The 25,390-nt window shown below is 62.2% G+C and carries 22 protein-coding genes and 1 tRNA gene; 7 read left to right on the top strand and 16 right to left on the bottom strand.

The genetic code is table 11. The features are described from left to right. Nucleotides 1-117 precede the first annotated feature (117 nt). The 3 genes from RGV59_RS08480 (at nt 118) to RGV59_RS08470 (ending at nt 2,939) form a co-directional block, all read left to right on the top strand. Nucleotides 118-204: transfer RNA gene (locus RGV59_RS08480), tRNA-Leu, on the top strand. A 144-nt stretch (nt 205-348) separates the two neighbouring features. After that, nucleotides 349-1,374, top strand: a complete 1,026-nt coding sequence (locus tag RGV59_RS08475; RefSeq protein ID WP_126585377.1) for an extracellular solute-binding protein — start codon at nt 349-351, stop codon at nt 1,372-1,374. Next, entirely contained in the window at nt 1,374-2,939 is a 1,566-nt protein-coding gene (locus RGV59_RS08470; RefSeq protein WP_102617173.1) for an ABC transporter permease, read from the top strand. Before RGV59_RS08475 ends, RGV59_RS08470 begins: the two co-directional genes overlap by 1 nt. A gap of 108 nt (nt 2,940-3,047) precedes the next feature. On the opposite strand, the gene RGV59_RS08465 is transcribed toward RGV59_RS08470, so the two are convergent. From RGV59_RS08465 to RGV59_RS08410, 12 genes are all read right to left on the bottom strand, one after another. Next, nucleotides 3,048-4,982 carry a methyl-accepting chemotaxis protein gene (locus RGV59_RS08465; protein ID WP_026140382.1) on the bottom strand — a complete coding sequence of 645 codons (1,935 nt, stop codon included), beginning with the start codon at nt 4,980-4,982 and terminating at the stop codon, nt 3,048-3,050. Between the two features lie 139 nt (nt 4,983-5,121). Continuing rightward, on the bottom strand, nt 5,122-6,411 hold the full coding sequence (locus RGV59_RS08460; protein WP_102617174.1) for an adenylosuccinate synthase: 1,290 nt from the start codon (nt 6,409-6,411) through the stop codon (nt 5,122-5,124). 54 nt (nt 6,412-6,465) lie between these two features. Next, nucleotides 6,466-7,653 (bottom strand): ATP phosphoribosyltransferase regulatory subunit, encoded by a 1,188-nt coding sequence (locus tag RGV59_RS08455; RefSeq protein ID WP_017849752.1) that lies wholly within the window; start codon nt 7,651-7,653, stop codon nt 6,466-6,468. Nucleotides 7,654-7,933: 280 nt separating this feature from the next. Next, nucleotides 7,934-8,800, bottom strand: coding sequence for a protease modulator HflC (gene hflC / locus RGV59_RS08450; protein ID WP_017849753.1), 867 nt, complete (start codon nt 8,798-8,800; stop codon nt 7,934-7,936). Further along, nucleotides 8,800-9,975: an FtsH protease activity modulator HflK gene (gene hflK / locus RGV59_RS08445; RefSeq protein ID WP_017849754.1), complete on the bottom strand. Its 1,176-nt coding sequence runs from the start codon at nt 9,973-9,975 to the stop codon at nt 8,800-8,802. The genes hflC and hflK overlap by 1 nt, the downstream gene beginning before the upstream one ends. 96 nt (nt 9,976-10,071) lie before the next feature. Next, the gene (gene hflX / locus RGV59_RS08440) at nt 10,072-11,373 is read right to left on the bottom strand and encodes a ribosome rescue GTPase HflX (RefSeq protein WP_046384903.1); all 1,302 of its coding nucleotides are present in this window, start codon (nt 11,371-11,373) and stop codon (nt 10,072-10,074) included. A gap of 12 nt (nt 11,374-11,385) precedes the next feature. After that, nucleotides 11,386-11,646 (bottom strand): RNA chaperone Hfq, encoded by a 261-nt coding sequence (hfq, locus tag RGV59_RS08435; RefSeq protein WP_017849756.1) that lies wholly within the window; start codon nt 11,644-11,646, stop codon nt 11,386-11,388. A gap of 94 nt (nt 11,647-11,740) precedes the next feature. Further along, entirely contained in the window at nt 11,741-12,712 is a 972-nt protein-coding gene (miaA, locus tag RGV59_RS08430; RefSeq protein ID WP_017849757.1) for a tRNA (adenosine(37)-N6)-dimethylallyltransferase MiaA, read from the bottom strand. Further along, nucleotides 12,712-14,625 (bottom strand): DNA mismatch repair endonuclease MutL, encoded by a 1,914-nt coding sequence (gene mutL / locus RGV59_RS08425; RefSeq protein WP_126585376.1) that lies wholly within the window; start codon nt 14,623-14,625, stop codon nt 12,712-12,714. The genes miaA and mutL overlap by 1 nt, the downstream gene beginning before the upstream one ends. Beyond that, the gene (locus RGV59_RS08420; RefSeq protein WP_126585375.1) at nt 14,625-16,037 is read right to left on the bottom strand and encodes an N-acetylmuramoyl-L-alanine amidase; all 1,413 of its coding nucleotides are present in this window, start codon (nt 16,035-16,037) and stop codon (nt 14,625-14,627) included. The genes mutL and RGV59_RS08420 overlap by 1 nt, the downstream gene beginning before the upstream one ends. Before the next feature lie 15 nt (nt 16,038-16,052). Next, nucleotides 16,053-16,523, bottom strand: coding sequence for a tRNA (adenosine(37)-N6)-threonylcarbamoyltransferase complex ATPase subunit type 1 TsaE (tsaE, locus tag RGV59_RS08415; RefSeq protein WP_126585374.1), 471 nt, complete (start codon nt 16,521-16,523; stop codon nt 16,053-16,055). Next, nucleotides 16,511-17,371 (bottom strand): NAD(P)H-hydrate dehydratase, encoded by an 861-nt coding sequence (locus RGV59_RS08410; protein WP_017849761.1) that lies wholly within the window; start codon nt 17,369-17,371, stop codon nt 16,511-16,513. The genes tsaE and RGV59_RS08410 overlap by 13 nt, the downstream gene beginning before the upstream one ends. A gap of 63 nt (nt 17,372-17,434) precedes the next feature. Here RGV59_RS08410 and queG point away from each other — a divergent pair, with 63 nt between their 5' ends. Continuing rightward, on the top strand, nt 17,435-18,502 hold the full coding sequence (gene queG / locus RGV59_RS08405; protein ID WP_046490718.1) for a tRNA epoxyqueuosine(34) reductase QueG: 1,068 nt from the start codon (nt 17,435-17,437) through the stop codon (nt 18,500-18,502). On the opposite strand, the gene RGV59_RS08400 is transcribed toward queG, so the two are convergent. Beyond that, complete coding sequence (locus tag RGV59_RS08400) at nt 18,496-19,113, bottom strand: trimeric intracellular cation channel family protein (RefSeq protein ID WP_169850564.1); 618 nt, start codon at nt 19,111-19,113, stop codon at nt 18,496-18,498. The genes queG and RGV59_RS08400 overlap by 7 nt on opposite strands. A 90-nt stretch (nt 19,114-19,203) precedes the next feature. Beyond that, the gene (gene orn / locus RGV59_RS08395) at nt 19,204-19,746 is read right to left on the bottom strand and encodes an oligoribonuclease (protein WP_017849764.1); all 543 of its coding nucleotides are present in this window, start codon (nt 19,744-19,746) and stop codon (nt 19,204-19,206) included. 108 nt (nt 19,747-19,854) lie between these two features. Between orn and rsgA the strand changes: the two genes are divergently transcribed. Beyond that, nucleotides 19,855-20,886, top strand: coding sequence for a small ribosomal subunit biogenesis GTPase RsgA (rsgA, locus tag RGV59_RS08390; RefSeq protein ID WP_017849765.1), 1,032 nt, complete (start codon nt 19,855-19,857; stop codon nt 20,884-20,886). A 49-nt stretch (nt 20,887-20,935) separates the two neighbouring features. On the opposite strand, the gene motB is transcribed toward rsgA, so the two are convergent. Further along, nucleotides 20,936-21,952, bottom strand: a complete 1,017-nt coding sequence (gene motB / locus RGV59_RS08385) for a flagellar motor protein MotB (protein WP_046490721.1) — start codon at nt 21,950-21,952, stop codon at nt 20,936-20,938. 3 nt (nt 21,953-21,955) lie between these two features. Continuing rightward, nucleotides 21,956-22,807 (bottom strand): flagellar motor stator protein MotA, encoded by an 852-nt coding sequence (gene motA / locus RGV59_RS08380; RefSeq protein ID WP_017849767.1) that lies wholly within the window; start codon nt 22,805-22,807, stop codon nt 21,956-21,958. 166 nt (nt 22,808-22,973) lie between these two features. Between motA and RGV59_RS08375 the strand changes: the two genes are divergently transcribed. Together RGV59_RS08375 and rhdA are read left to right on the top strand one after the other, a co-directional pair. After that, nucleotides 22,974-24,509 carry an HDOD domain-containing protein gene (locus RGV59_RS08375; RefSeq protein WP_026140383.1) on the top strand — a complete coding sequence of 512 codons (1,536 nt, stop codon included), beginning with the start codon at nt 22,974-22,976 and terminating at the stop codon, nt 24,507-24,509. 57 nt (nt 24,510-24,566) lie between these two features. Next, entirely contained in the window at nt 24,567-25,382 is an 816-nt protein-coding gene (gene rhdA / locus RGV59_RS08370; protein ID WP_046490724.1) for a thiosulfate sulfurtransferase, read from the top strand. The last annotated feature ends 8 nt before the right edge of the window (nt 25,383-25,390 follow it).

Genomic DNA, 25,390 nt, shown 5'->3' with positions numbered 1-25,390 from the left:
TTACAGTCCTTTGATTCTTAACGAAAAACTGATTTATATTTTCGAATCAGGGGTTTACAGATCAAAAAGCGCTCCGTATAGTTCGCTCCATCAACAGCGGCAACGTTGCTTGATAATGCCCAGGTGGTGAAATTGGTAGACACGCCAGCTTCAGGTGCTGGTGATCGCAAGGTCGTGGAAGTTCGAGTCTTCTCCTGGGCACCAAATTCAGATCAAACCCGCGAAAGCGGGTTTTTTCGTTTCCGGGGTGTGAAAACCGCCCCCTGGATTTCTCCTTCATCCGCACTTGAGAAGCTTTATCGTTTATCCTTGCAACGATTTGTTGCACTCAAGCGAGGAAACTTCCGGATGATGATCCGTGGCACCCATCTCAAGACATCCCTTCTGCGTGGCCTTAGCTTCACTCTGCTCGGCCTGACCCTGCTCTCGCCCACCGCCTATTGCGCCGACAAGGTTGCCCTGACCCTGTACAACGGCCAACACAAAGAAGTCGGCGATGAACTCGCCAAAGCCTTCGAAGCCAAGACCGGCATTCACGTCAACGTGCGCAAAGGCAGCAGCAACCAGCTGGCCAGCCAGGTCGTCGAAGAAGGCGCGCGCTCCCCGGCCGATGTGATCTACACCGAAGAATCGCCGCCGTTGAACAAACTCGGCGAGCAAGGCCTGCTGGCGAAAATCGACGCCGGCACCCTTGAGGTATTGCCCAAGGATTACATCGGCAGCCAGGGCGACTGGATGGGCGTGACCGCACGCACCCGCGTCGTGGCCTTCAACCCAAAACTGATCGCCGAGAAAGACCTGCCCACGTCGGTCCTGGATTTCGCCCGCCCCGAATGGCAAGGCAAGGTCGGCTTCGTGCCCACCAGCGGCGCGTTCCAGGAACAAGCCGTGGCGATCATCAAGCTGCACGGTCGCGAAGCCGCCGAAGAATGGCTGACCGGCCTGCGCGCCTTCGGCAAGGTGTACAGCAACAATATGGTCGCCCTCAAAGCCGTGGAAAACGGCGAAGTCGCCAGCGTGCTGGTGAACAACTACTACTGGTTTGCCCTGAAGAAGGAAAAAACCAACCTGGACTCGCAACTGCACTACTTCACCAACGGCGATGCCGGCGGCCTGATCACCGTGTCTTCCGCTGCCGCGCTGAAATCCAGCAAGCACCCGCAAGAAGCCCAGCAACTGCTGGCGTTCATGGTCAGCGAAGAAGGCCAGCGCGTGATCACCAACACCTCGGCCGAATACCCGCTGCGCAAGGGCATGGAGTCCAGTCGCGGCCTGAAGCCGTTCAGCGAGCTGCAGCCACCGAAAGTCACCCCCGCCGACCTGGGCAACGCGCAAGAAGCCCTGGACCTGGAACGTGACGTTGGCCTGAACTGATGAACCCATCGCTCCGCGCTCCCGCCCTGCACGGGGGCTACAGCCCGCGACGCAAGCGCCCGTCGATCTGGCTGTTGCTGCCTGTGCTGTTCCTGGTGGGCTTGAGCCTGCTGCCGCTGGCGTATGTTGGGCTCAAGGCCTGGCAAGCCGGCTGGGCGGAGGCCGTGCATCTGCTGTGGCGCCCGTATGTGTTCGGGCTGCTGCGCAACACCCTGGCGCTGATGGTCGGGGTGACGCTGGCGTGCGGCGTGATCGGCCTATCCCTCGCCTGGCTGCTGGAGCGCAGCAACCTGCCGGGGCGCCGTCTCTGGGGCGTGATCCTGTGCCTGCCGTTTGCGGTGCCGGCGTTTGTCAGCGGCTTCACCTGGGTGTCGCTGAGCGCTAACTTCGAAGGGCTCGGCGGGGCGATCCTGGTGATGACCCTGTCGAAATACCCGCTGGTGTTTCTGCCGGTGGCGGCGACCCTGCGCAATCTCGACCCCTCCCTCGAAGAGTCCGCGCGCACCCTGGGGCTGAATCGCTGGGGCGTGTTCCGGCGCATCACCCTGCCCTTGCTGTGGCCGTCGCTGTTGGCCGGGGCATTGTTGATCGCGCTGCATATGCTGGTGGAATTCGGCGCGCTGTCGATCATCGGCCTGCAGACCTTTACTACGGCGATCTATCAGCAATTCGAACTGGAATTCAGCAACGCCAATGCAGCGATGCTGTCGGCGGTGTTGCTGGCAATGTGCTTGACGCTGCTGTGGCTGGAACTGCGCGTGCGCGGCAAGGGTCGACATGTGCGGATCGGCCAGGGCGCGGCGCGGCATGCGGAACAGGTCCGACTGGGCAAGTGGGCGCCATTGGGGCAGCTGTATTGCCTGGCGCTGGCGATCATCGGCAGCGGCATTCCGCTGGGGATGCTCGGCTATTGGCTGGCGGTGGGCTCGTCGGCCGCGTTCCCGGTGGCCGAGATTGGTGAGGCGCTGCTGTCCTCCCTGGCGCTGTCGCTGGGCGGCGCGGCACTGTGCCTGGCACTCGCGGTGCCGGTGGGGTTGCTGGTGGTGCGCTACAAAGGCCCGCTGGCGCTCTGGGCCGAGCGCCTGCCGTACTTGCTGCACGCCCTGCCCGGCCTGGTGATTGCGCTGACGCTGGTGTACTTCGCCTTGCACTACGTGCCGGCGCTGTACCAGACGTCGGCACTGCTGCTGATTGCCTATGCGCTGCTGTTTCTGCCGCTGGCCCAGGCGCCGATCCGGACAGCCTTGAACAAGGCGGCACCGCAGTTGGAAGAGGCTGCACGCACGTTGGGTGCGTCGTCGTTCAGTGCCTTTTGCCGAGTGACCCTGCCGATTATTTTCCCGGCTTTGGGGGCGGCATTCGCGCTGGTGTTTCTCGATGCAATGAAGGAATTGACCGCGACATTGCTGCTCAGCCCAACCGGGCTGAATACCCTGGCGACGGCGGTGTGGGCGCATACCTCGAATATCGAATTCGCGGCGGCGGCGCCGTATGCGGCGTTGTTGATTCTGGTGTCGGGGTTGCCGGTTTATTTGCTCACGACGCGGATGTATCTGAGTCGCTGAAACCGCTATCGGGGGCAAGCCCCCTCCCACAGTTGACTGGGTTCCAGCTTTGGAATGCAGTCGAATGTGGGAGGGAGCTTGCTCCCGATAGCGACGGCACAGACCACACTAAGCCCGGAACTGCCCCAGGCTCGCCTTCAACTGCGCCGCCAAGCCATCCAGCACCTTGCCGCTGGCCGTGGTTTCCACCACAGCCTGTGCGGCACGCTCGGCCTGGGCATGGATCACCTCGACCCGCCCACGCACCGCATGCGCGCCCTGGGCCTGATGCTCGGCCGCACGAGTGGCCAGGCCAATCGCCGCATGCACCTGCTCCACCGAGGCCTGCACCGTCTGCTGCAAGCGCACACTGTCGCGCAGCACCAGCAAGCCTTCGTTGGCCTGGCGCCCGGCCTTGCCAATGGTTTCGACGGCCTCGCGCGCGCCCTGCTGCAACGCCACGATATGTGCCTGGATATCGCCGGTGGAGCTTTGGGTTTTACTCGCCAGCGCACGCACCTCGTCCGCCACCACCGCAAAGCCACGCCCGGTCTCACCGGCACGCGCCGCTTCGATGGCCGCGTTGAGCGCCAGCAGGTTGGTCTGCTCGGCGATGCCATGGATCACCGTCAATACCACTTCGATCTGCTCGCTTTGCGCGGCGAGGCGCTCGATGACCTTGGAACCGGCCTGCACCTGGCCCGCCAGCGCTTCGATCAAGCTGCCGACTTCAGCCGAAGTGCGTGAGTTTTCATCCGTGGCCTGGCGAATATCCACCACCTGCTGCAGAGCGGCTTGCATCGCATGGCTTTCGGCCTGCGCCTCATCCGCCATCTGCGACAGCGCGCGCAGGCTCTCGGCCACTTCGTCGCGCTGCAAACCGGCAGCCGCATCGGCGCCGGCATTGCGCAAGGTCATCGCGCCGATTTCCACACCGGTACGCTGCGCTACATCGCCGGCCTCGCGCACGATGGGCTGCAACTTATCCACAAAGCGATTGACCGCCGACGCCATGTCGCCGATCTCATCTTTGCTGTTGATCTGCACACGCTTGGTCAGGTCGCCCTCGCCCGCCGCCAGATCATCCATGGCCGCGATCAACAGTTTCAGGCGATTGACCACCCGCCGCCCGAGCACCACCGCGATCAACAGCAGCACACCGAAGCCGACCGCCGCGAGCCCCATACCGATGCGCCAGCGCAAGGTGCCCGCCGCGTCCTGCACGGCATTGGTGGTGTTGGCGGTCATCTGGGTGGCGGTCGCCTGCGCCGACTGCAACCTCGCGCCCATGGCGGCCGCGCTATCGGCCGCCGCACCTTTGAGGCTATCGCCCACCAACTGATCGCCGCTGGCGATCAGTGTCGCAAAGCGCTTATCCAGCGCCTGCAGGTTGGCTTCCACCGACGCGGTCGAGACCCCCATGCGAACCTTGCCGATCTCGACACCGTTGGGGCTGATGGACGCTTCGACGTAGTACACGGAAGAGTCCGCCTTGGCGGCGTCCAGCACTTTATCCAGGGCGCGGTCGCCCTTGCCCTTTTCCAGCAGCGCCTGGTTGATCGGGTTTTCCCGGTTCAGATAGCGGGTCAGATGCTCACCGGCGGCGTCGTCGTAGACCACGAACAACACGTTGGGATTGCGCTGGGCCCGCCGGGCGAACTCCGACAGCGTCGGCACATCGTTGTCCCACATGGCGCGAGGCGCCACGGAGGCCAGCAGTTGCGCCATGTCGTTAGCGGAGTCTTGCAAGTCTTTTTCCAGGGTCGCACGCAGTTGCTTCTGCTCTTCCTGCAGGCGCGCGGAAAGCCCAGCGGTCAGACGCTGACGGGTACTGCTGGACAAGCTGTCCAGGCTGGATGTGACTTCTTTGCCGGCCTGGGCCAATTCGCCGGACAGTTTCTGACTGTCGACCCCCAGGCGATTGCCCAAATCAGCTTCCAGCGCCGTGACTGTGCTCCGAGTAAGAGCGACCGCCACCAGCACTTGCACCAAAAGAGCGATACCTAGGGTAACGAACACCGGCCGCAACAGACGACTTTGTAACAATGAGAGAACGGCAGACATCGGGAATCCCTCCACCACGGGTGCCATTAATTTGATAGCACCGCGAAAGAAGGAAATACAGCAAGGGTCGTGCCGTTTGGCGAACTTAAACGAAAAAGGGCTCCCTGAGGAGCCCTTTGCGTTTTACATCAACAGCTTATTAAGCGAACGGGTGACGCAGAACGATGGTCTCGTTGCGGTCCGGGCCCGTCGAAATAATGTCGATCGGTGCGCCGATCAGCTCTTCAACGCGCTTGATGTAAGCACGAGCGTTGGCGGGCAGCTCTTCCAGGGCCTTGGCACCCACGGTCGATTCGATCCAGCCCGGTACTTCTTCGTACACCGGCTGCAGACCTACGTAGCTGTCAGCGTCAGTCGGGGCAACGACCTTACCTTCTGCATCTTTATAACCGACACAGATGTTGATGGTTTCCAGACCGTCGAGTACGTCCAGCTTGGTCAGGCAGATACCCGAGATGCTGTTCACATCGATAGCGCGACGCAGGATAACGGCATCGAACCAGCCACAACGACGAGCACGGCCAGTAGTCGCGCCAAACTCGTGACCTTGTTTAGCCAGGTGCGCGCCCACTTCGTCGAACAGTTCAGTCGGGAATGGACCCGAACCGACCCGCGTGGTGTAAGCCTTGGTGATGCCCAGGATGTAGTCCAGGAACATCGGGCCAACACCCGAACCGGTAGCGACGCCGCCAGCGGTGGTGTTAGAGCTGGTCACGTAGGGGTAGGTACCGTGGTCGATGTCCAGCAACGAACCTTGGGCGCCCTCGAACATGATGTCTTTGCCAGCGCGACGCAGGTCGTGCAGCTCGGCCGTCACGTCCAGCATCAGCGGCTTGAGCAGCTCAGCGTATTCCTTGCATTCGGCCAGGGTCTTGTCGAATTCGATGGCTGGCTCTTTGTAGTAACCCACCAGCATGAAGTTGTGGTAATCCACCAACTCACGCAGTTTGTCTTCAAAGCGCGGCATGTTGAGCAGGTCGCCAACACGCAGGCCACGACGCGCAACCTTGTCTTCATAGGCTGGGCCGATACCGCGACCGGTAGTACCGATCTTCAGCTCGCCACGGGCCTTTTCACGGGCCTGGTCCAGCGCGACGTGGAAGGACAGGATCAGCGGGCAGGCCGGACTGATACGCAGGCGCTCGCGCACCGGTACGCCTTTCTCTTCCAGCTTGGTGATTTCCCGCATCAGGGCGTCGGGTGCAACCACCACGCCGTTGCCGATCAGGCACTGCACGCCTTCGCGCAGGACGCCCGACGGGATCAGGTGCAAGACGGTTTTTTCGCCATCGATGACCAGGGTGTGGCCAGCGTTGTGGCCACCTTGGTAGCGCACTACGGCGGCAGCATGTTCGGTCAGCAGATCAACGATCTTGCCTTTGCCCTCATCACCCCATTGGGTGCCCAGGACTACGACATTCTTACCCATAACACTTGTCCTCATTCGCGCAAACTTGGTGCCGGCGATGGCCGGCAGGAAAACTCAAGAAGCCAGTGGCGATACTTGCCAAAGCCCGTTCTGCAGAATCAATTGCCGGTCGCAGTCCGCTTCACGGGCGGCAGCCAATGGCTGCCCAGGCAACGCCTGGACGACACGCTGACCCTCACCGCGCAACTGACAAACCTGCTGCCAGAGTGCTGCGTCCGTACTGTCGGGCATCCAGATGCCACCAGACGGCAGCTCGACCTCAGCACGCCCCAGGGTCACCAGGGTTTTCAAATCGGTGGAAAAGCCGGTGGCCGGACGCGCACGACCGAAGTCGGCGCCGATATCGTCATAACGACCGCCTTGGGCGATGGCCTGGCCAACACCCGGCACAAACACAGCGAACACCACACCGGTGTGGTAGTGGTAACCGCGCAACTCACCCAGGTCGAAATACAGCGGCAGTTGCGGGAACCGCGCCGACAACTGCGCGGCAATCGCCAGCACGTCATCCAGTGCCGCCAATACCGGCGCCGGCGCATTGGCCAGGCGCTCACGGGCAGCGTCCAGGACTTCGCGGCCGCCGCACAGGTTCACCAGCGCACGCAGCATGTCAGCCAGCTCGGCCGGCACGCCTTCGGTCAAGGCGACGACTTCATCGATTGCCTTGCGCTGCAGGGCATCGAACAGCTGTTGTTCCACTTCACCGGACAAACCGGCCGCACGCGCCAGGCCACGGTAGATACCGACGTGACCCAGATCCATGTGGACATCCGGCACGTCAGCCAGTTGCAGCATGGCCAGCATCAGGCTGATGACTTCCACGTCGCTGCTCGGGCTGGCATCGCCATACAACTCGGCGCCCAACTGGATCGGGCTGCGCGACGACGACAACGCCCGCGGCTTTGCATGCAGCACGCTGCCGGCATAGCACAGGCGGCTCGGGCCTTCGCGACGCAGGGTGTGTGCATCAATGCGCGCCACTTGCGGCGTGATGTCGGCACGGAACCCCATTTGCCGGCCCGATTGCGGGTCAATGACCTTGAACGTGCGCAGATCGAGGTCCTGGCCCGCGCCGGTCAGCAGGGATTCCAGGTACTCGATATGCGGGGTCACGACAAACTCGTAACCCCAGCTCTGGAACAGATCCAACACCTGGCGACGCGCCACTTCAATGCGCGCAGCTTCTGGTGGCAGTACTTCTTCGATGCCATCTGGCAGCAGCCAGCGGTCTACCGTTGCCATTACGCCATTCCCCTATGATCCGGGCGGCCAGCCCTCGGCCGAGCCTTGAGTGAAGCAGAAAATGCCTGCCCCCGGCATAAACCACGCGCAAGAGCGACGTGACGAACGGCCTGCAAACGGCCTCGTCGGGCACTTTCCTCGAAAAATCTGTCGCGCCTGCCGAATCAAACATGCAGACGCAAAAAAGCCGGGAATTTCCCGGCTGCCGCATCATACACCCGTTTTCTCAAAGGATCACCCCGCCAGGCGTTTTAGCCGCCCGACGGGAGTGAACAATGAGTTACTTGGACTTTTCCAGGTAGCGGAAGAAGTCGCTGCTCGGGTCCAGCACCATGACGTCGGTTTTGTTCGCAAAGCTTTCACGGTAGGCACGCAGGCTACGGTAGAACGCGTAGAACTCCTGGTCCTGGCCGTAGGCTTTGGCGTAGATCGACGCGGCTTGCGCATCACCGTCACCACGCGCCTCTTCAGACTCGCGATAGGCCTCGGCCAGCAGTACGCGACGCTGACGGTCGGCATCCGCACGGATACCCTCGGCCAGTTCGTTACCTTTGGCGCGGTGCTCACGCGCTTCACGCTCACGCTCGGTGCTCATGCGCTCGAACACGCTGCGGTTCACTTCCTTCGGCAGATCGATGGCCTTGACCCGGACATCGACAACTTCGATCCCCAGCTCTTTTTCCGCCATCGTATTCAGCGAACGGGTGATATCCGCCATCAGCGCATCACGTTCACCGGACACCACCTCGTGCAGGGTGCGTTTACCGAACTGGTCACGCAGGCCCGATTCCAGACGACGCGACAAACGCTCGTCGGCAATCTGCTTGAGGCCGGAGGTCGCGGTGTAGAAGCGCTCGGCATCCTTGACGCGCCACTTGGCGTAGGCGTCAACCATCACGGCTTTCTTTTCCAGGGTCAGGAAACGCTGTGTCGGTGCATCCAGGGTCATCAGGCGCGCGTCGAACTTGCGCACCTGGTTGACGTAGGGGACTTTCACATGCAGGCCCGGCTGGACGTCTGCCTGGACCACGCGACCGAATTGCAGCAGCACCGCACGCTCGGTCTGAGCGACGATGTAGAAGCAGTTCCAGGCAGCGATGACCACGACGACGCCCACAATCAGGGCGGTCAGCGATTTATTGCTCATCAACGACTCTCCCTGGTACGTGTTTGCTGTTGCAGCAAGTCAGCGGCCGCCCGGGCGCTCGCTTCGTTGGCAGCGGCATTCGAACCGGTGGCCGGTGCGCTGGCGCCACTACGTCCACCCTCGATCATCTTGTCCAACGGCAGGTACAGCAGGTTGTTCTGCCCACCCTTGCCGCCGGTCACGAGAACCTTGCTGGTATTGCTGAAGACTTCCTGCATGGTGTCTAGGTACAGACGCTCACGCGTGACTTCCGGTGCCTTGCGGTACTCGGCGACCAGCTTGGTAAAGCGATCCGCCTCACCCTTGGCGCGGGAGACCACTTCATCGCGGTAACCGTTGGCATCTTCAAGGATGCGCTGGGCCTGACCACGGGCTTCCGGCACGACGCCGTTGGCGTAGGTTTCAGCCTGGTTGCGCGAACGCTGCTCGTCTTCACGGGCGCGGATCACGTCATCGAAGGCTTCCTGCACTTCACGCGGTGCCGCTGCGCTCTGTATGTTGACCTGGGTGACGGTGATACCAGTGCGATAGGTGTCGAGGAACCGTTGCAGGCGCTCCTTGATCTCGCTGGCCATCAATTCACGACCCTCGGTGAGCACCTGATCCATCGCGGTGGAACCCACCACGTGGCGCAGGGCGCTCTCAGTCGCCTGTTGCAGACTGATCTCAGGTTGATCGACGTTCAGCACGAAGTCCTGCAGGTTGCTGATCTTGTACTGCACGGTCAGCGGCACTTCGACGATGTTCTCGTCTTCGGTCAGCATCTGGCCCTGCTTGGTGTAGGCACGCTCACGCGTGACGTTCTCCATGTACTTCTTGTCGATCGGCGGGAAGTAGATGTTCAGGCCCGGGCCGACAGTCTCGTAGTACTTGCCGAAGCGCAGCACCACGGCTTGCTCCTGCTCGTCCACCACGTAGACCGCGCTGTACAGCCACACGGCCGCGAGCACGACAAGCCCAAGGCCCAGCAGGCCATAGCCGCCGCCCTTGCTTGTGCGACCGCCATCGTCACCACCGCGTTTTTTTCCACCACCGAACAACCCATTCAGGCTTTCCTGCAGCTTTCGGAAGGCCTCGTCGAGATCCGGCGGCCCCTTGCGGTCGCCATTATTGCGGCGCTTACCACCCCAAGGATCCTGATTATTCGAGTTGCCACCCGGCTCATTCCAAGCCATAGCGCTCTCCATCTGATAAAGCAAAGACGCACCCACGGCGCGCCGACCAATGCTACAGAATGCCTGCTACTGCGGCACAACCGCTTTCTCAGGCTTTTATTGCAAAGTGTGTTGCTCGATGAACTCTGTCGGTACAACGCCTTCGCGACTGACCAGCCGATTCAGCTCCGAGCGCGGCAATCGAACGGCCAGCAAGCTGACGCCATCTTCATCGTGTTCTTCTTTCTGTACCGCGCCCAGCTCGAAAAACTGTGCACGCAGTCGAGCAAAACGCTGAGGCAAGCGCAAGGTGCCGACGAACAAATCGTTGCCGAGCAACTCGGCAATCGCTTGCTCGAGCAAGTCCAGGCCCCGGCCATCACGCGCCGACAGCCAGACCCGCTGGGGCTTGCCGTCCTCGTCGCGCTGAATTTGTGGCTCAACGCCTTCAAGCAAATCGAGTTTGTTATAGACCTCGAGGATGGGCAAGTCCTGGGCACCAATCTCGCCCAGCACCACCATCACCTGTTCAATCTGCAACATGCGATCCGGCTCGGCCGCATCAATCACGTGCAACAGCAGGTCGGAGTTGCTCGACTCTTCGAGCGTAGACCGAAACGCCTCGACCAGCTTGTGCGGCAAGTGCCGAATGAAGCCCACGGTGTCGGCCAGCACGATCGGCCCCAGGTCGGCCAGTTCCAGGCGACGCAGGGTCGGGTCGAGGGTCGCGAACAGTTGGTCGGCCGCGTACACGTCCGACTTGGTCAAGTTGTTGAACAGCGTGGACTTGCCGGCGTTGGTGTAACCCACCAGGGAAACGGTCGGGATATCCGCACGGCTGCGGCCACGTCGCGATTGTTCGCGCTGGCTGCGGACTTTTTCCAGCCGGCCCTTGATCTGACGCAGGCGAACCCGCAACAGTCGCCGGTCGGTTTCCAGCTGGGTCTCGCCCGGGCCACGCATGCCGATACCGCCACCCTGACGCTCAAGGTGAGTCCAGCCGCGCACCAGCCGGGTGCTCATGTGGTCAAGCTGGGCCAGTTCAACCTGGAGCTTGCCCTCATGGGTACGCGCGCGTTGGGCGAAAATATCGAGAATCAGGCCGGTACGGTCGATCACGCGACACTCGAAAACACGTTCGAGGTTACGCTCCTGACTGGGCGTGAGGATGTGATTGAAGATCACCAGATCGGCCTGTTCGGCATGGACCAGGTCGCGCAGTTCCTCGACCTTGCCGCTGCCAATCAGGTATTTGGCGGTTGGCCGATGACGCGGCACGTTAAAAAACGCAACGGTCTCGGCGCCGGCCGAATTAGCCAACTCCTGAAACTCCTGCGGATCTTCGCGCGCCTCAGGGTCCTGTCCATCCAAGTGAACGAGGATCACTCGCTCACCACCACCGTGGCGCTCAAAGAACAAAGGAGACTCCTATCAGGCGTTACCTGGCTCAGCGTCACCCTGTTCGCCATCAGTCGCGCTAGGCAGACGGATTGGACGGACGGGAACGACTGTCGAGATAGCGTGCTTGTAAACCATTTGGCTGACGGTGTTTTTCAGCAGGATAACGAACTGGTCGAACGATTCGATCGTACCTTGCAGCTTGATACCGTTGACCAGGTAGATGGAAACCCCCACTTTCTCTTTACGTAAAGTATTCAAGTAAGGGTCTTGTAGCGAATGCCCTTTTGACATGTGCCGCACTCCTTTAAGGATCAATAATAAAAAATCGGAAAATAAATAGCTTATGGCCGTCACACCCCCAAGGATAGACGGCAATTGCAAGGACTCAGCTCAATATGGAGACCGTTCCCAAGTATTTCAAGGCGCGTGACAGATTGTCGCTGTCCAGGCTGTCCAGCCAGTGCAAATCGCTCCAGCTGCGCAGCCAGGTGAACTGGCGCTTCGCCAATTGGCGCGTGGCAATGATGCCGCGCTCCTGCATTTCGGCTGACGTCAGCTTGCCATCCAGATGATCCCAGACTTGGCGATAGCCTACAGCACGTATCGAAGGCAACCCCGGATGCAGGTCACCTCTTGAACGCAGTGCTACGACCTCCTCCACGAACCCCTGTTCCAACATAATTGTGAATCTTTGTGCAATTCGTTCATGCAGCACCTGGCGATTTGCCGGAGCAATCGCCAGATTCGCCACAGTATAGGGCAATTGTGAGCGCCCCGATGCGCCTGCGTCAGCACTTTGCGCAGATTGTCGCTGCCGATGCTCGGTCATGGTCTGACCACTTACCCGCCAGACTTCCAGAGCTCGACTGAGGCGCTGCGGATCGTTGGGGTGGATGCGCGCGGCGGACACCGGATCGACCGCCGCCAGTTGCTCGTGCAAGGCTTGCCAGCCAAGGCGCGCCGCTTCCTCTTCGAGCTCGGCGCGCACCTGGGCGTCGGCCGGCGGCATATCCGCCAGGCCTTCCTGCAAAGCCTTGTAGTAGAGCATCGTGCCGCCCACCAGCAGCGGGATGTTGCCGCGCGCAGTGATATCGGCCATGGCCGCCAGGGCATCGCTGCGAAAATCCGCCGCCGAATAGCTCATCGCGGGGTCGATGATGTCGATCAAGCGGTGCGGATATTGCGCCAGCAACTCCTTCGAAGGCTTGGCCGTGCCGATGTCCATGCCGCGATAAACCAGGGCCGAGTCGACGCTGATCAGCTCGCAGGGCAGCACTTTGCTCAGCTCGATAGCCAGGTCGGTCTTGCCGGCGGCCGTGGGGCCCATCAGGAAGATCGCGGGGGGCAAGGCACTCATCAGCGGCCGCGCAAGAACAGTTTGTCCAGATCGTCCAGGCCCATTTGGGTCCAGGTCGGTCGGCCATGGTTGCATTGTCCGCTGCGCTCGGTGTTTTCCATGTCGCGCAGCAGGCCGTTCATTTCCGGCAAGGCCAGGCGGCGATTGGCGCGGATCGCGCCGTGGCAGGCCATGGTGCCGAGCAGCGCGTTGATGTGCGCCTGGATACGATCACTGGTGCCGTACTCCATCAGGTCCGCCAAGACGTCGGCCACCAACCGGTTGGCCTCGGCTTGCTTGAGCAGCGCGGGAATCTGGCGGATCGCCAGCGTTTCCGGGCCCAGGCGTTGCAGTTCAAAACCGAGTTTCTGGAACACGCTGGCGTGCTCTTCGGCACAATCGGCTTCGCGCTGGCTGACCGCCAGGGATTCCGGCACCAACAGCGGCTGGCCGCTCAGGCCTTCGCTGGCCATGGCGATTTTCAGGCGCTCGTACATGATCCGTTCGTGGGCCGCGTGCATGTCCACCAGCACCAGGCCATGGGCGTTTTCCGCAAGGATGTAGATGCCCTTGAGCTGCGCCAATGCATAGCCCAGTGGCGGAATATCCCCGCCACCTTCGGGCAACGCGACCGCGCTCGGCTCGGCGCCCGGCAGCGGCGCAAAGAATTCACGATAGGCCGCCTGGGCCTCGGCCGCCGGCACCGCCGATTGCGGACGCGGGGTGTATTGATACTGATAGCCCGCCCCCGACCCCGAACCCGGCGCCGTGTAGCTCGGCTGGGGTTGCGGCGACTGCAGCAGGTTGCCCGCCAGGCTCATTTCGCCCTGCGGACCGAACTCGCCGGCTTGCGGGCCGCTCGGACGAACCACCGCCGTCACGATCGGCGCGGACAGCTGGTCATCCGGGCGCACATCGCCCAGCGCGCGGTGCAAGGTGCCGTAGAGGAAGTCATGCACCATGCGCCCGTCACGGAAGCGCACTTCATGCTTGGTCGGGTGTACGTTGACGTCGACCACCGATGGGTCGACCTCGAAAAACAGCACAAACGTCGGGTGCCGCCCATTGAACAGCACGTCGCGATACGCCTGGCGCACCGCGTGGGCCACCAGCTTGTCGCGCACCGCCCGGCCGTTCACAAAGAAATACTGCAAGTCCGCCTGGCTGCGGGAGAACGTCGGCAACCCCACCCAACCCCACAGGCGCAGGCCATTACGTTCGATTTCAATCGGCAGCGCCTGCTCCAGGAACCCCGCGCCGCACACCGCCGCCACCCGCCGAGCGCGCGCGGCGTCATCGTTGGCTTCGTGCAGGCTGAGGATGGTCTTGCCGTTGTGGCGCAGGTGGAATGCCACGTCGAAGCGCGCCAGGGCCAGGCGCTTGATGACTTCCTGCAGGTGATCGAATTCGGTTTTTTCGGCCTTGAGGAATTTGCGCCGCGCCGGGGTGTTGAAGAACAGGTCACGCACTTCCACCGAAGTGCCCACCGGATGCGCAGCCGGCTGGACCCGAGGCGCCATGTCGCGGCCTTCGGTTTCCACTTGCCAGGCCTGGTCGGCGCTGCGCGTGCGGGAGGTCAGCGTCAGGCGCGCCACGGAACTGATCGAGGCCAGGGCCTCACCGCGAAAGCCCAGGCTCATCACCCGCTCCAGGTCTTCCAGGTTGCGAATCTTGCTGGTGGCGTGCCGCGCCAGGGCCAGCGGCAGGTCATCGGAGGAGATGCCGCTGCCGTCGTCACGCACCCGCAGCAGCTTGACGCCGCCTTGCTCCACATCGACATCGATGCGCTTGGCGCCGGAGTCGATGCTGTTTTCCAGCAACTCCTTGATCACCGACGCCGGCCGCTCGACCACCTCGCCCGCCGCAATCTGGTTGGCAAGGCGCGGGCTGAGCAGTTCGATGCGCGAGCCGCTGTTGAGGATCGATTCGCTCATTACTGTGCCGCCAATTCAGTGCCGGGGATGGTCAACACCTGGCCGACTTTCAGCTCATCGGTTTTCAGGTGGTTGGCGCTGCGCAACGTCGCAGACGACACTTGGAAGCGCACCGCCAACATGGCGAGGGTATCGCCAGGCTGTACACGATGGTCACGTGGGCCCTGGGCGATTTTCCCGGAGTCGCGCAGCCAGGCGACATACGAGCCCGGTGGCGGGTTCTGCTGGAAGAACTGGCGCACGCCGGAGCTGATGGAACGTGCCAATGCCTGCTGATGGCTGGCGCTGGCCAGTTTCGAGGCTTCGTTGGCGTTGGAAATGAACCCGGTTTCCACCAGGATCGACGGGATGTCCGGCGATTTCAACACCATGAACCCGGCCTGCTCCACGCGCTGTTTGTGCAGCGATGTCACGCGACCGATGTTGCTCAGGACTTTCTGCCCGACGTTCAAGCTGGAGGTCAGCGAGGCGGTCATCGACAGGTCGAGCAGTACACCGGCGAGCATCTTGTCCTTGTCGTCGAGGGACACGTTGCCGGCCCCGCCAATCAAGTCGGAACGGTTTTCACTGTCAGCCAGCCAGCGGGCCGTCTCGGACGTGGCGCCGCGATCCGACAGGGCAAACACCGAGGCGCCGAAGGCGGCAGCCGACGGCGCGGCGTCGGCATGGATCGAGACGAACAGGTCGGCACCCTTCTTGCGCGCAATTTCGGTGCGACCGCGCAGCGGGATGAAGTAGTCGCCGGTACGGGTCAGCTCGGCGCGATAACCTTTCATGCCGTTGACCTGGCGCTGCAATTCACGGGCGATGGCCAACACCACGTCTTTTTCATGCTGGCCACGCGAGCCGGAAGCGCCCGGGTCTTCACCACCGTGACCGGCGTCGATCACCACGATGATGTCGCGTTTACCCGCTGGCGCTGGCGGCGGCGGTGGCAACTTGACCTGCGGTTGCGACGGGTTGACCGGCACGGTCGCCACGCTCGGCGTCGGCGCGGGCGGCGGTGCGGCATCGGCGGCGTTGTCGAACAGGTCGACCACCAGGCGGTTGCCGTATTGGGCGTTGGGCGCCAGGGAGAAACTTTTCGGGGTCACGGCCTTTTTCAGGTCGATGACCACGCGCAGATCGCTCGGCGTGCGCTGGGCCGAACGCATGCTGGTAATCGGCGTGTTGGCAGTGGAGATTTTCAGCGGCGCGGCCAGGGTCGCACCGTTGATGTCGATCACCAGGCGATCAGGCGCCGTCAGGGTAAAGACGCTGTGCTGGACCGGGCCAGACAGGTCGAACACCAGTCGCGTGTTATCCGGCGCTCGCCACAGGCGAACACTCTTCACCTGTGAAGCAGCCAGAGCATTGACAGTCATTGCCGCAAGCAACACCCCTACGACAGCAACCAACGCGCGAAAGCGCATACCTAACCCCACCAATTATTTGAATTCCAATGCCAGAGCAGCGCACCACGACTCACCGCGCGCACCCTGGGGCAACAACTTCAGCCGACGTCCGTGCTCATGCGGCGTAATGGTAATGGTCAGGTCCGGCTTTGGCAAAAAGCCTGTGCCTTTATCTGGCCACTCGATCAGGCACAGCGCGTCATCCTCGAAATAATCCCGAATCCCCATGTACTCCAGCTCTTCGGGGTCCACCAGACGATAGAGATCAAAGTGGAAGGCCCTTGTCGCCTCGATCTCATAAGGCTCGACCAGCGTAAAGGTCGGACTTTTCACCGCCCCAGCATGGCCCAACCCGCGAATGATGCCCCGCGACAGCGTGGTCTTGCCCGCCCCCAGGTCGCCCTCGAGAAAGATCAGCCCCGCGCCGCCTGTCACCTGGGCAATCCGATGACCGAAGGCGACCATTGCCGCTTCATCCGCCAGGAAAAGGTTTACTTCAGGCACGGCGACTGTTCCTCGAGCAATTGACGAATGGCAGGTATCAGATCACTGGCCGCCAGGCCGCGGCCAAAGGTGCCCTGCCGGGCTCCCGCCGTGGCGTGCAGCCACACGGCCAGGCAGCCGGCTTCATAAGCGGGCATGCCCTGTGCCAGTAACGCGCCCACCAGGCCGGCCAATACGTCGCCGAGCCCCGCGGTCGCCATGGCCGGATGGCCTTGGTCACATCGCGCGACGCGACCGTCCGGGCTGGCGATCAGACTGCCCGCCCCCTTGAGAATAGCCACTGCATTGAATTTCTGGCTCAACGCGCGCGCCACCTTAAGACGATCCGCCTGAACCTCGGCTGTCGAAATACCCATCAAGCGCGCCGCTTCGCCCGGATGCGGGGTGATCACGCAGTTGGCGGGAAGACTGACGCTGCCGGTCGCCAACTGGTTCAAGGCATCGGCGTCCCAGACTTGCGGCTGCTTGGCGTTGGCGGCGACGGACAGCAGGCTCTTGCCCCAGGCGGCATGGCCCAGGCCCGGGCCAATGACGATAACCGAGATCTTTTCGAGCAAACCCATCAATTGGTTGGCCGAACTCACGCCGACGCTCATGACTTCCGGCACGCGCGCCAGCGCGGCGGGCACATGTTCAAGGCGAGTCGCCAGGGACACCATGCCCGCCCCGCTGCGCAGCGCACTTTCGGCACTGAGCAACGCAGCGCCGCCAAAGCCTCGGTCGCCGCCGATGACCAGCAGGTGACCGAAGCGGCCTTTATGGGCGTCCGGGGAACGCGCAGCCAGTTGCGGCAAATTGCCGGGCAACAGGGGCTGAACGTCGGTTATTGCGTGTTTTGTCTGCGGCATGCGTCTTCAAGCTCCGATGTCTGGCAGAATTATACTCATCTAACCTGTGGTTTCCCGTGTCTCATGCCTGCTATTACTTCCGATCTGCCCGCGCTAGCCCAATCGATCAAAGACTGGGGCCGCGAGCTGGGCTTTCAACAAGTCGGCATCAGCGGCCTGGACCTGGCCGAGCATGAACAGCACCTGCAACGCTGGCTCGACGCGGGCTACCACGGCGAGATGGAATACATGGGCGCCCACGGCAGCAAACGCTCGCACCCCGACGAGTTGGTGCCGGGCACCTTGCGCGTGGTCTCGCTGCGCATGGATTACCTGCCCGGCGACACGCACATGGCGCAACGGCTGGCCCAACCGGAAAAAGCCTACATCTCCCGTTACGCCCTGGGCCGCGACTACCACAAACTGATCCGCAAGCGCGTGCAGCAACTGGCCGAACGCATCCAGGCACAAATCGGCCCCTTCGGCTTTCGCGCCTTTGTCGACAGCGCGCCAGTGCTGGAGAAAGCCATCGCCGAGAAAGCCGGGCTGGGCTGGATCGGCAAAAACACCCTGGTCCTCAATCGCAAGGCCGGCAGCTACTTCTTCCTCAGCGAGCTGTTTGTCGACTTGCCGCTGCCGGTCGATCCGCCCCACGCCACCGAGCACTGCGGCCGCTGTACCGCCTGTCTGGATATCTGCCCGACCAACGCGTTCGTCGGGCCCTACGTGCTGGACGCGCGGCGCTGCATTTCCTATCTGACCATCGAACTCAAGAGCGCGATCCCCGAAGACTTGCGCCCGCTGATCGGCAACCGGGTTTTCGGTTGCGATGACTGTCAGATCGTTTGTCCATGGAATCGTTTCGCCCGCACCACCGCCGAAAGCGATTTCAAGCCACGACACAACCTGGATAACGCGCAATTGGCCGAACTGTTCATGTGGGACGAGGAAAAATTCCTCAGCAGCACCGAAGGCTCGCCCCTACGCCGTGCGGGTTACGAGCGCTGGCTGCGCAACCTGGCGGTGGGCCTGGGCAATGCGCCATCGAGTATTCCGGTGCTGGAAGCCTTGAAGGCGCGCCGGGACTACCCGTCGGAGCTGGTACGCGAACATGTGGAATGGGCGCTGAAGCAGCATGCCGAGCGTCAATGAACGTCGTCGTTGTAGATGAACTTGGGCATTTCCCAGTGAAAACGGATCGCCAGCAGGCGCAGGAGAAAGCCGCTGAACAGGGTGAGCATAATCGCCTGCTCGCCCGGCAATTGCAGGTAAAGGCACAGCAAGTAGAACCAAGCGGCGAGGAATGACACGCTGGCGTACAGCTCACGGCGAAAGATCAGCGGGATGTCGTTGCAGAAAATATCCCGCAGGATCCCGCCGAACACCCCGGTGATCACGCCGCTGACTGACGCCACCAACATACCGTGGCCCATTTCCAGGGCGGTCATGCAGCCGATCAGGGTAAAGGCGACCAACCCCACGGCATCCAGCGCCAGAAACAGCGAGCGCAGGCGGCGCATCAGCGGCGCGATAAAGATCGTCACCAGCGCGGCGACGGAGGTCAGCACCAGGTATTCCGGGTGTTTGACCCAGGTCAGCGGGTAATGCCCGAGCAGCACATCGCGCACCGAACCGCCACCCAACGCCGTCACGCAGGCGATCAACACCACGCCAAACCAATCCATGCCGCGCCGACCGGCAGACAAAGCGCCAGTCATAGCTTCGGCGGTGATGGCGACGAGGTAGAGCATCAGCAGCATGATGGCGATCCTTATAAAGAGGCGCGCAGTCTAATCATTTGCTGACGGCACCAAAAGAGGGCGCTTGGCGAAAGACCGAGGCGCCCCCAAGCATCAGGCCTTGATGAAGTGCTTGCGGTAGTGCTGCAACTCGGCGATCGACTCACGAATGTCATCCAGCGCCAAATGAGTGCTGCCTTTATGGAAGCTGTCTTTGACTTCCGGCGCCCAGCGCGCGGCCAGCTCCTTGAGCGTGGACACATCCAGGTTGCGGTAGTGGAAGTAGCTTTCCAGCGCCTTCATGTGGTTATAAAGAAAGCGGCGGTCCTGGCAGATGCTGTTACCGCAGATCGGCGACTTGCCCTTGGGCACCCACTTTTCCAGGAAGGCGATGGTTTCGGCTTCGGCTTCGGCCATGCTGACACGGCTGTCGCGCACGCGCTGGGTCAGGCCGGAGTTGCCGTGGGTGCGGGTGTTCCACTCGTCCATGGTGGCGAGGACGGCGTCGCTGTGGTGGATGGCGATCACCGGACCTTCGGCCAAGGTGTTGAGGTTGCTGTCGGTGACAATGGTCGCCATCTCGATGATGACGTCGGTGTCGGGGTTCAGACCGGTCATTTCCAGATCGATCCAAATCAGATTCTGTGGGTTTTGCATGGCTTGATTCTCTTGGCACCTTGGCGTAGCTGCGCAGTTTAGCAGGCGGGGCCGTGCTAGACTCGCGACCGTTTCACCCAACCTTTGCATTATCGACACGGAACACCAATGGCCAAACGCCAGCTCAACCGTCGCCAAAACTGGCGCATCGAAAAGATTCAGGGCGAACGCGCCGCACGCGCCGCCAAACGTGAATCCTCCGCCGTGGAAGCGCTCGAGGGCGGCGACCTGGGCCCCGAACAAACGGGCCTGGTGATCGCGCACTTTGGTGTGCAGGTCGAGGTTGAGGCGCTCGAAGGCGAACTCGCCGGCCAGGTCTTCCGCTGCCACCTGCGCGCCAACCTGCCGGCGCTGGTGACCGGCGACCGAGTGGTGTGGCGTGCCGGCAACCAAGGCATCGGCGTGATCGTCGCGCAACTGCCCCGCACCACCGAACTGCGCCGTCCCGACAGTCGCGGCCAGTTGAAGCCGGTGGCGGCCAACGTCGACATGATCGTCATCGTCTTCGCACCGCTGCCCGAGCCTCATGCCAACCTGATCGACCGTTACCTGGTCGCCGCCGAGCATGCCGGCATTCGCCCGCTGTTGTTGCTGAACAAGTTCGACCTGATCGACGAACAGAACGCCCCGGCGCTCAACGCGTTGCTGGCGGTCTACCGCACCCTGGGTTACCCGGTGCTGGAAGTGTCGGCTCATCACGGCAATGGCATGGAACAACTGCAACACCAGTTGGACGGGCGCATCAGCGTGTTCGTCGGCCAGTCTGGCGTGGGCAAGTCCTCGCTGGTCAACAGCCTGCTGCCGGAAGTCGACACCCGTGTCGGCCCGCTGTCGGAGCTGTCCGGCCAGGGCACCCACACCACCACCACCGCGCGGTTGTTCCACTTCCCCGGCGGCGGTGAGCTGATCGACTCCCCGGGCATTCGTGAATTCGGCCTCGGCCATGTCAGCCGCAGCGACGTGGAAGCCGGTTTCATCGAGTTCAACGACCTGATCGGCACCTGCCGCTTCCGCGACTGCAAACACGACCGCGAACCCGGTTGTGCCCTGCTCAAGGCGTTGGAAGATGGCCGCGTGCAGCAGCAACGGATGAACAGCTATCGGTCGATTATTGCGAGTTTGCCCGAGAGCAGTTACTAAACAGCACATACGACAAGGCCGCGTTTATCGCGGCCTTGTCGTATACAGCTTACGATCCCGTACCCGGCACCGTAGGGTCTTTCATCCCGCCGCCCTCGAACAGGTTCAGCTTCTGCCGCAACTCATGCGCCGGCAACGGTTCCTGCCCCGGCGGGATCGCGTTCGGGTCGGCCGGTGCTGCGCCCTGCGTGCCCGTATCTGGGGGCGGTGGCGGTGGCGGCTGATCACCTTCAATCGCGCGCTGGGCCTTTTTGGTCAGCACAACGATATCGATCCGACGGTTGATCGGGTTGAATGGGTCCTTCGAATCAAACAGCTGCGACGAAGCGAAACCCACCACCCGCGCCACCTGCGAGTCCGGGTAGCTGCCGGCCACCAGCGCACGTCGGGCGGCGTTGGCGCGGTTGGCCGAAAGCTCCCAGTTGCCGAAGTCGCCCTGCCCCGAATACGGCTTGGCATCGGTGTGACCGCTGATGCTGATCTTGTTCGGCACCGCCTTGATGGTGTCGGCCATGGCCAGCAGGATGTCTTCAAAGTACGGCTTCAACCGCGCACTGCCAGAGTCGAACATCGGCCGGTTGGCGGCGTCGGTGATCTGAATGCGCAAGCCATCTGGCGTGATTTCGAAGGAAATCTGATCCTTGAATTTCAGCAACTGCGGGTTTTCTTCGACCTTGGTCTGCAATTCCTTCAGCAACAATTCGAGGCGTTCCTGCTCGACCTGTTCGGCCAGGCTCTCGACGGTGTCGCGCTCGATCGGAATTTTTTCCTGCGGCGCCTCGGTCTTGACCTCAGGGTTGATGGTGCGCTCCGGCGCCAACTGCGGCGAACCGCCCAGGTCGATCACGAAGGGTGTGCCGCTTTCCGAGAAGCCGATCGGGTCTTTGAAGTAACCGGCGATGGCGATCTTCTGCTCGGGGGTCGCGGTGGACATCAGCCACAGCACCAGGAAGAACGCCATCATCGCCGTTGCAAAGTCGGCGAAGGCGATTTTCCAGGCGCCACCATGGTGCCCCGCAGCGAAGCGCTTGACGCGCTTGATGATTATCGGCTGGTTGTTTTCCATGGCTTAGCGACCGCGAACCGCTTGTTCCAACTCGGCAAAGCTCGGGCGATGTTTCGGGTACAGCACCTTGCGACCGAATTCCACCGCCAGCGAAGGCGGCATGCCGGAGGCCGAAGCCACCAGGCTGGCCTTGATCGCTTCATACAGATTGACTTCTTCCTTGGCATCGTGGGCCAGGGAGGTGGCGAGCGGACCGAAGAAACCGTAGGCCGCGAGAATACCGAAGAACGTACCCACCAGCGCCGCACCTACGTGCATGCCGATGGCCGCCTGGTCGCCCTCGCCGAGGGAGGCCATGGTCACCACGATACCGAGTACCGCCGCAACGATACCGAAGCCGGGCATGCCGTCGGCAATACCGGTGACGGCGTGGGACGGGTGCTCCAGCTCTTCCTTGAGGCTGAACAGTTCCATGTCGAACAGGCCTTCCAGCTCGTGGGGAGCCATGTTGCCGGAGGACATGATGCGCAGGTAATCGCAGATGTAGGCGGTCATGCGCTCGTCTTTGAGCACTGCCGGGTACTTGGCGAAAATCGGGCTCGCTGCAGCGTCTTCGATGTCCGCTTCGATGGCCATCATGCCTTCACGGCGACTCTTGTTGAGGATCTCATAAACCAGGCCCAGCACTTCCATGTAGAAGGTGTGGGAGAAGCGCGAGCTGAACATGCCCAGCGACTTCTTGATCACGTGCATGGTCATGTAGCCGGGGTTGGCCTGCAAGAATGCGCCGAATGCCGCGCCGCCAATAATCATCACTTCGAAGGGCTGGATCAACGCTGCAATCTTGCCGTGAGACAGGACATAGCCACCGAGCACACTTGCAAAGACGACGATGATGCCGATTATTTTAGCCATAGGGGTTTTGTACTTGCGCCGTCGGGTTCATGGACATATTTGGGGTAACTGAAAAACTCTTGTTCTACTTATCGGCAAAACTGCGCCAGACTATAGGCCGTCAAGGCGAAAAGCCAGTTCGGCCCGTTCAGGGCGTGTTGAAGTAAGTGATGATCGCGCCCCAATCATGGCCAATGAAAAGACAGCCCCATCTGTAAGACCCATCTCTCTCGCCGCTTGGATCAAGTGCCTGGACGAAGTCCGGTTGCCCGTTCCCCAGGCCAGCCACGAGCGCGTGTGCAAAGCCATCCGCGATAGCCGCAGTTCTTTGCGAGATATTGCTGAGCTGATGCAGAACAGCCCGTCGCTGGTACTCAGCGTAATGCGCGAGGCCAACAGCCACACCCATGGCAGCATGGCGGAACCGGCAGAAAACCTTGAGGTGGCGCTTAACCGTCTCGGCCTCAAACGCGCCGAGGACCTGCTGGAACGGCTGCCGTCGGTGCCGATGAATGAAATCCCCGTCGCCTTTCGCCAACTGGTGCTGGTCAGCCGCCACGCGTCGCAGCAAGCCAGCGGCTTGTTCGCCAGCCGCCTGGCGCGGTTGTGGCAAGACATTCATTGGGGCAGCCTGCTGTTCCTGGCGCCGTTGTGGCCGATGGCTGTGGCCTACCCCAAGCTCCTGGACGAATGGGAACTGCGGGTAATCCACAAAGGCCAATCGGCGCGTCAGGTCGAACAGGAATTGTTCGGCGTGCGCCTGCTCGACCTGTGCCTTGGCCTGACCGAAACCTGGCACCTGCCGATCTGGGTATCCCAGGGCTATCACCTGCTGCTGACCGAGCAACGCTTGCTGGTCAAGGCATTGCGCATCGCCCGGGAAGACGACCCACTGCGCCAGCAACAACTGCTGGATGCCGAGCCCAGTTTGCGGCGCTGGCTGAACCAGCCGGCCAATACGGTGTTGCTGGCCAACGGCCTGGCGATGTCGGCCCAGGAATCCTGGACCTGCCCGCATACCGAGCGCTGGCAATACCTCACCGCGCTGTACCTGCAACAGCCGTTGAGCGAGGTGCAGCAACAGGTTCACCAGCAAGCGGTGATCAGCGCTCGTGCAACCCTGATGCCCGACCTCTGGCACCCGGCGCTGTCGCTGATCTGGCCGTGGAATGTACAGAAAATCCATCACGGCCTGCTGCCCGCACCGCCGCCGACCGCCGAGGCCCTGGCCGTCTGGCGCAGCCGTTGCACCGAACTGCTGGTGGAGCCAAGCCGCTTCGCCAACGCCATGCACCTGACTACCTGCGCCAAGGAAGCCCTGGAGGCCAGCGGCATGCAGCGCGTCTTGCTGTTCATGGCCGATCGCGCCCTGAGCACCCTGCGCGTCCACCAGGCCGCCGGCCTGCCGAAGGACGCCGCGAACTTGAGCCTGGACGTGGTCAACAGCACGCTGCTGCAACGCATGCTGGAAAAATCCGCCCAGGTGCGCCTCACGCCCGACAACCACGCGCAATTTGCCGCCCTGTTGCCGCCGATCCTGCGTCGCCTGTTCAACGGTGAACACCTGCTGTTGCGCTCACTGAGCTGCAACGGCCGGGTGGTCATGCTGATGATCGCCGACCAGGGCGGCGGGCCGTTCTCGGAAACCACCGTGCAGGCCTTTGGCAAAACCGCTCAATGCATCGAGAAAGCCCTGCACAGCTTTACCAACCGCACCGGCTGATGCTTGCGCTACAATCGCCCTCTTTTATCGCCAACATTTGTGCCCAGGAGACCTCACATGCCTGACTTCTCTGGCTTGCCGCTGGTGATCGAACCCAGCGACCTGCTTGGCCGCCTTGATGCCGACCAACTGATTCTGGTGGACCTCACCAGCGCCGCCCGCTACGCCGAAGGGCATATCCCCGGCGCGCATTTCGTTGACCCCAAGCGCACCCAACTGGGCCAGCCGCCAGCCCCCGGCCTGCTGCCGAACAAGGCAGACCTGGAAAAACTGTTCGGCGAGCTGGGCCACACCCCGGACGCGACCTACGTGGTCTACGACGACGAAGGCGGTGGCTGGGCCGGACGTTTCATCTGGCTGCTCGATGTGATCGGCCACACGAAATACCACTACCTCGACGGCGGCCTGCTGGCGTGGCTGGCAGACCAGCTCCCGCTGTCCACCGAGGTGCCGGCCCCGGCTGGCGGGCCTGTCAGCCTCACCCTGCATGACGGCCCCACCGCGACCCGCGAATACCTGCAAAGCCGTCTCGGCGCCGCCGACCTGGGCATCTGGGACGCACGCGGCCCGCTGGAATATTCCGGCGAAAAGGTCCTGGCAGCCAAGGGCGGTCACATCCCCGGCGCCGTGAACTTCGAGTGGACTGCCGGCATGGACAAGGCGCGCAACCTGCGCATCCGCCGCGACATGCCGCAGATCCTCGAAAACCTCGGGCTGACCCGCGACAAAGAAATCATCACCCACTGCCAGACTCACCACCGCTCTGGCTTCACCTACCTGGTGGCCAAGGCGCTCGGTTATCCGCGAGTCAAAGGTTATGCCGGTTCCTGGGGCGAATGGGGCAACCACCCCGACACCCCCGTCGAGATTTAAGGTTTAAG

Origin of the sequence: Pseudomonas sp. FG1 (genome assembly GCF_034313875.1) — a bacterium.
Taxonomy (GTDB): domain Bacteria; phylum Pseudomonadota; class Gammaproteobacteria; order Pseudomonadales; family Pseudomonadaceae; genus Aquipseudomonas; species Aquipseudomonas veronii.
The sequence above is the reverse complement of the archived record's forward strand: the minus strand, read 5'-3'. Positions and strand labels throughout refer to the sequence as shown.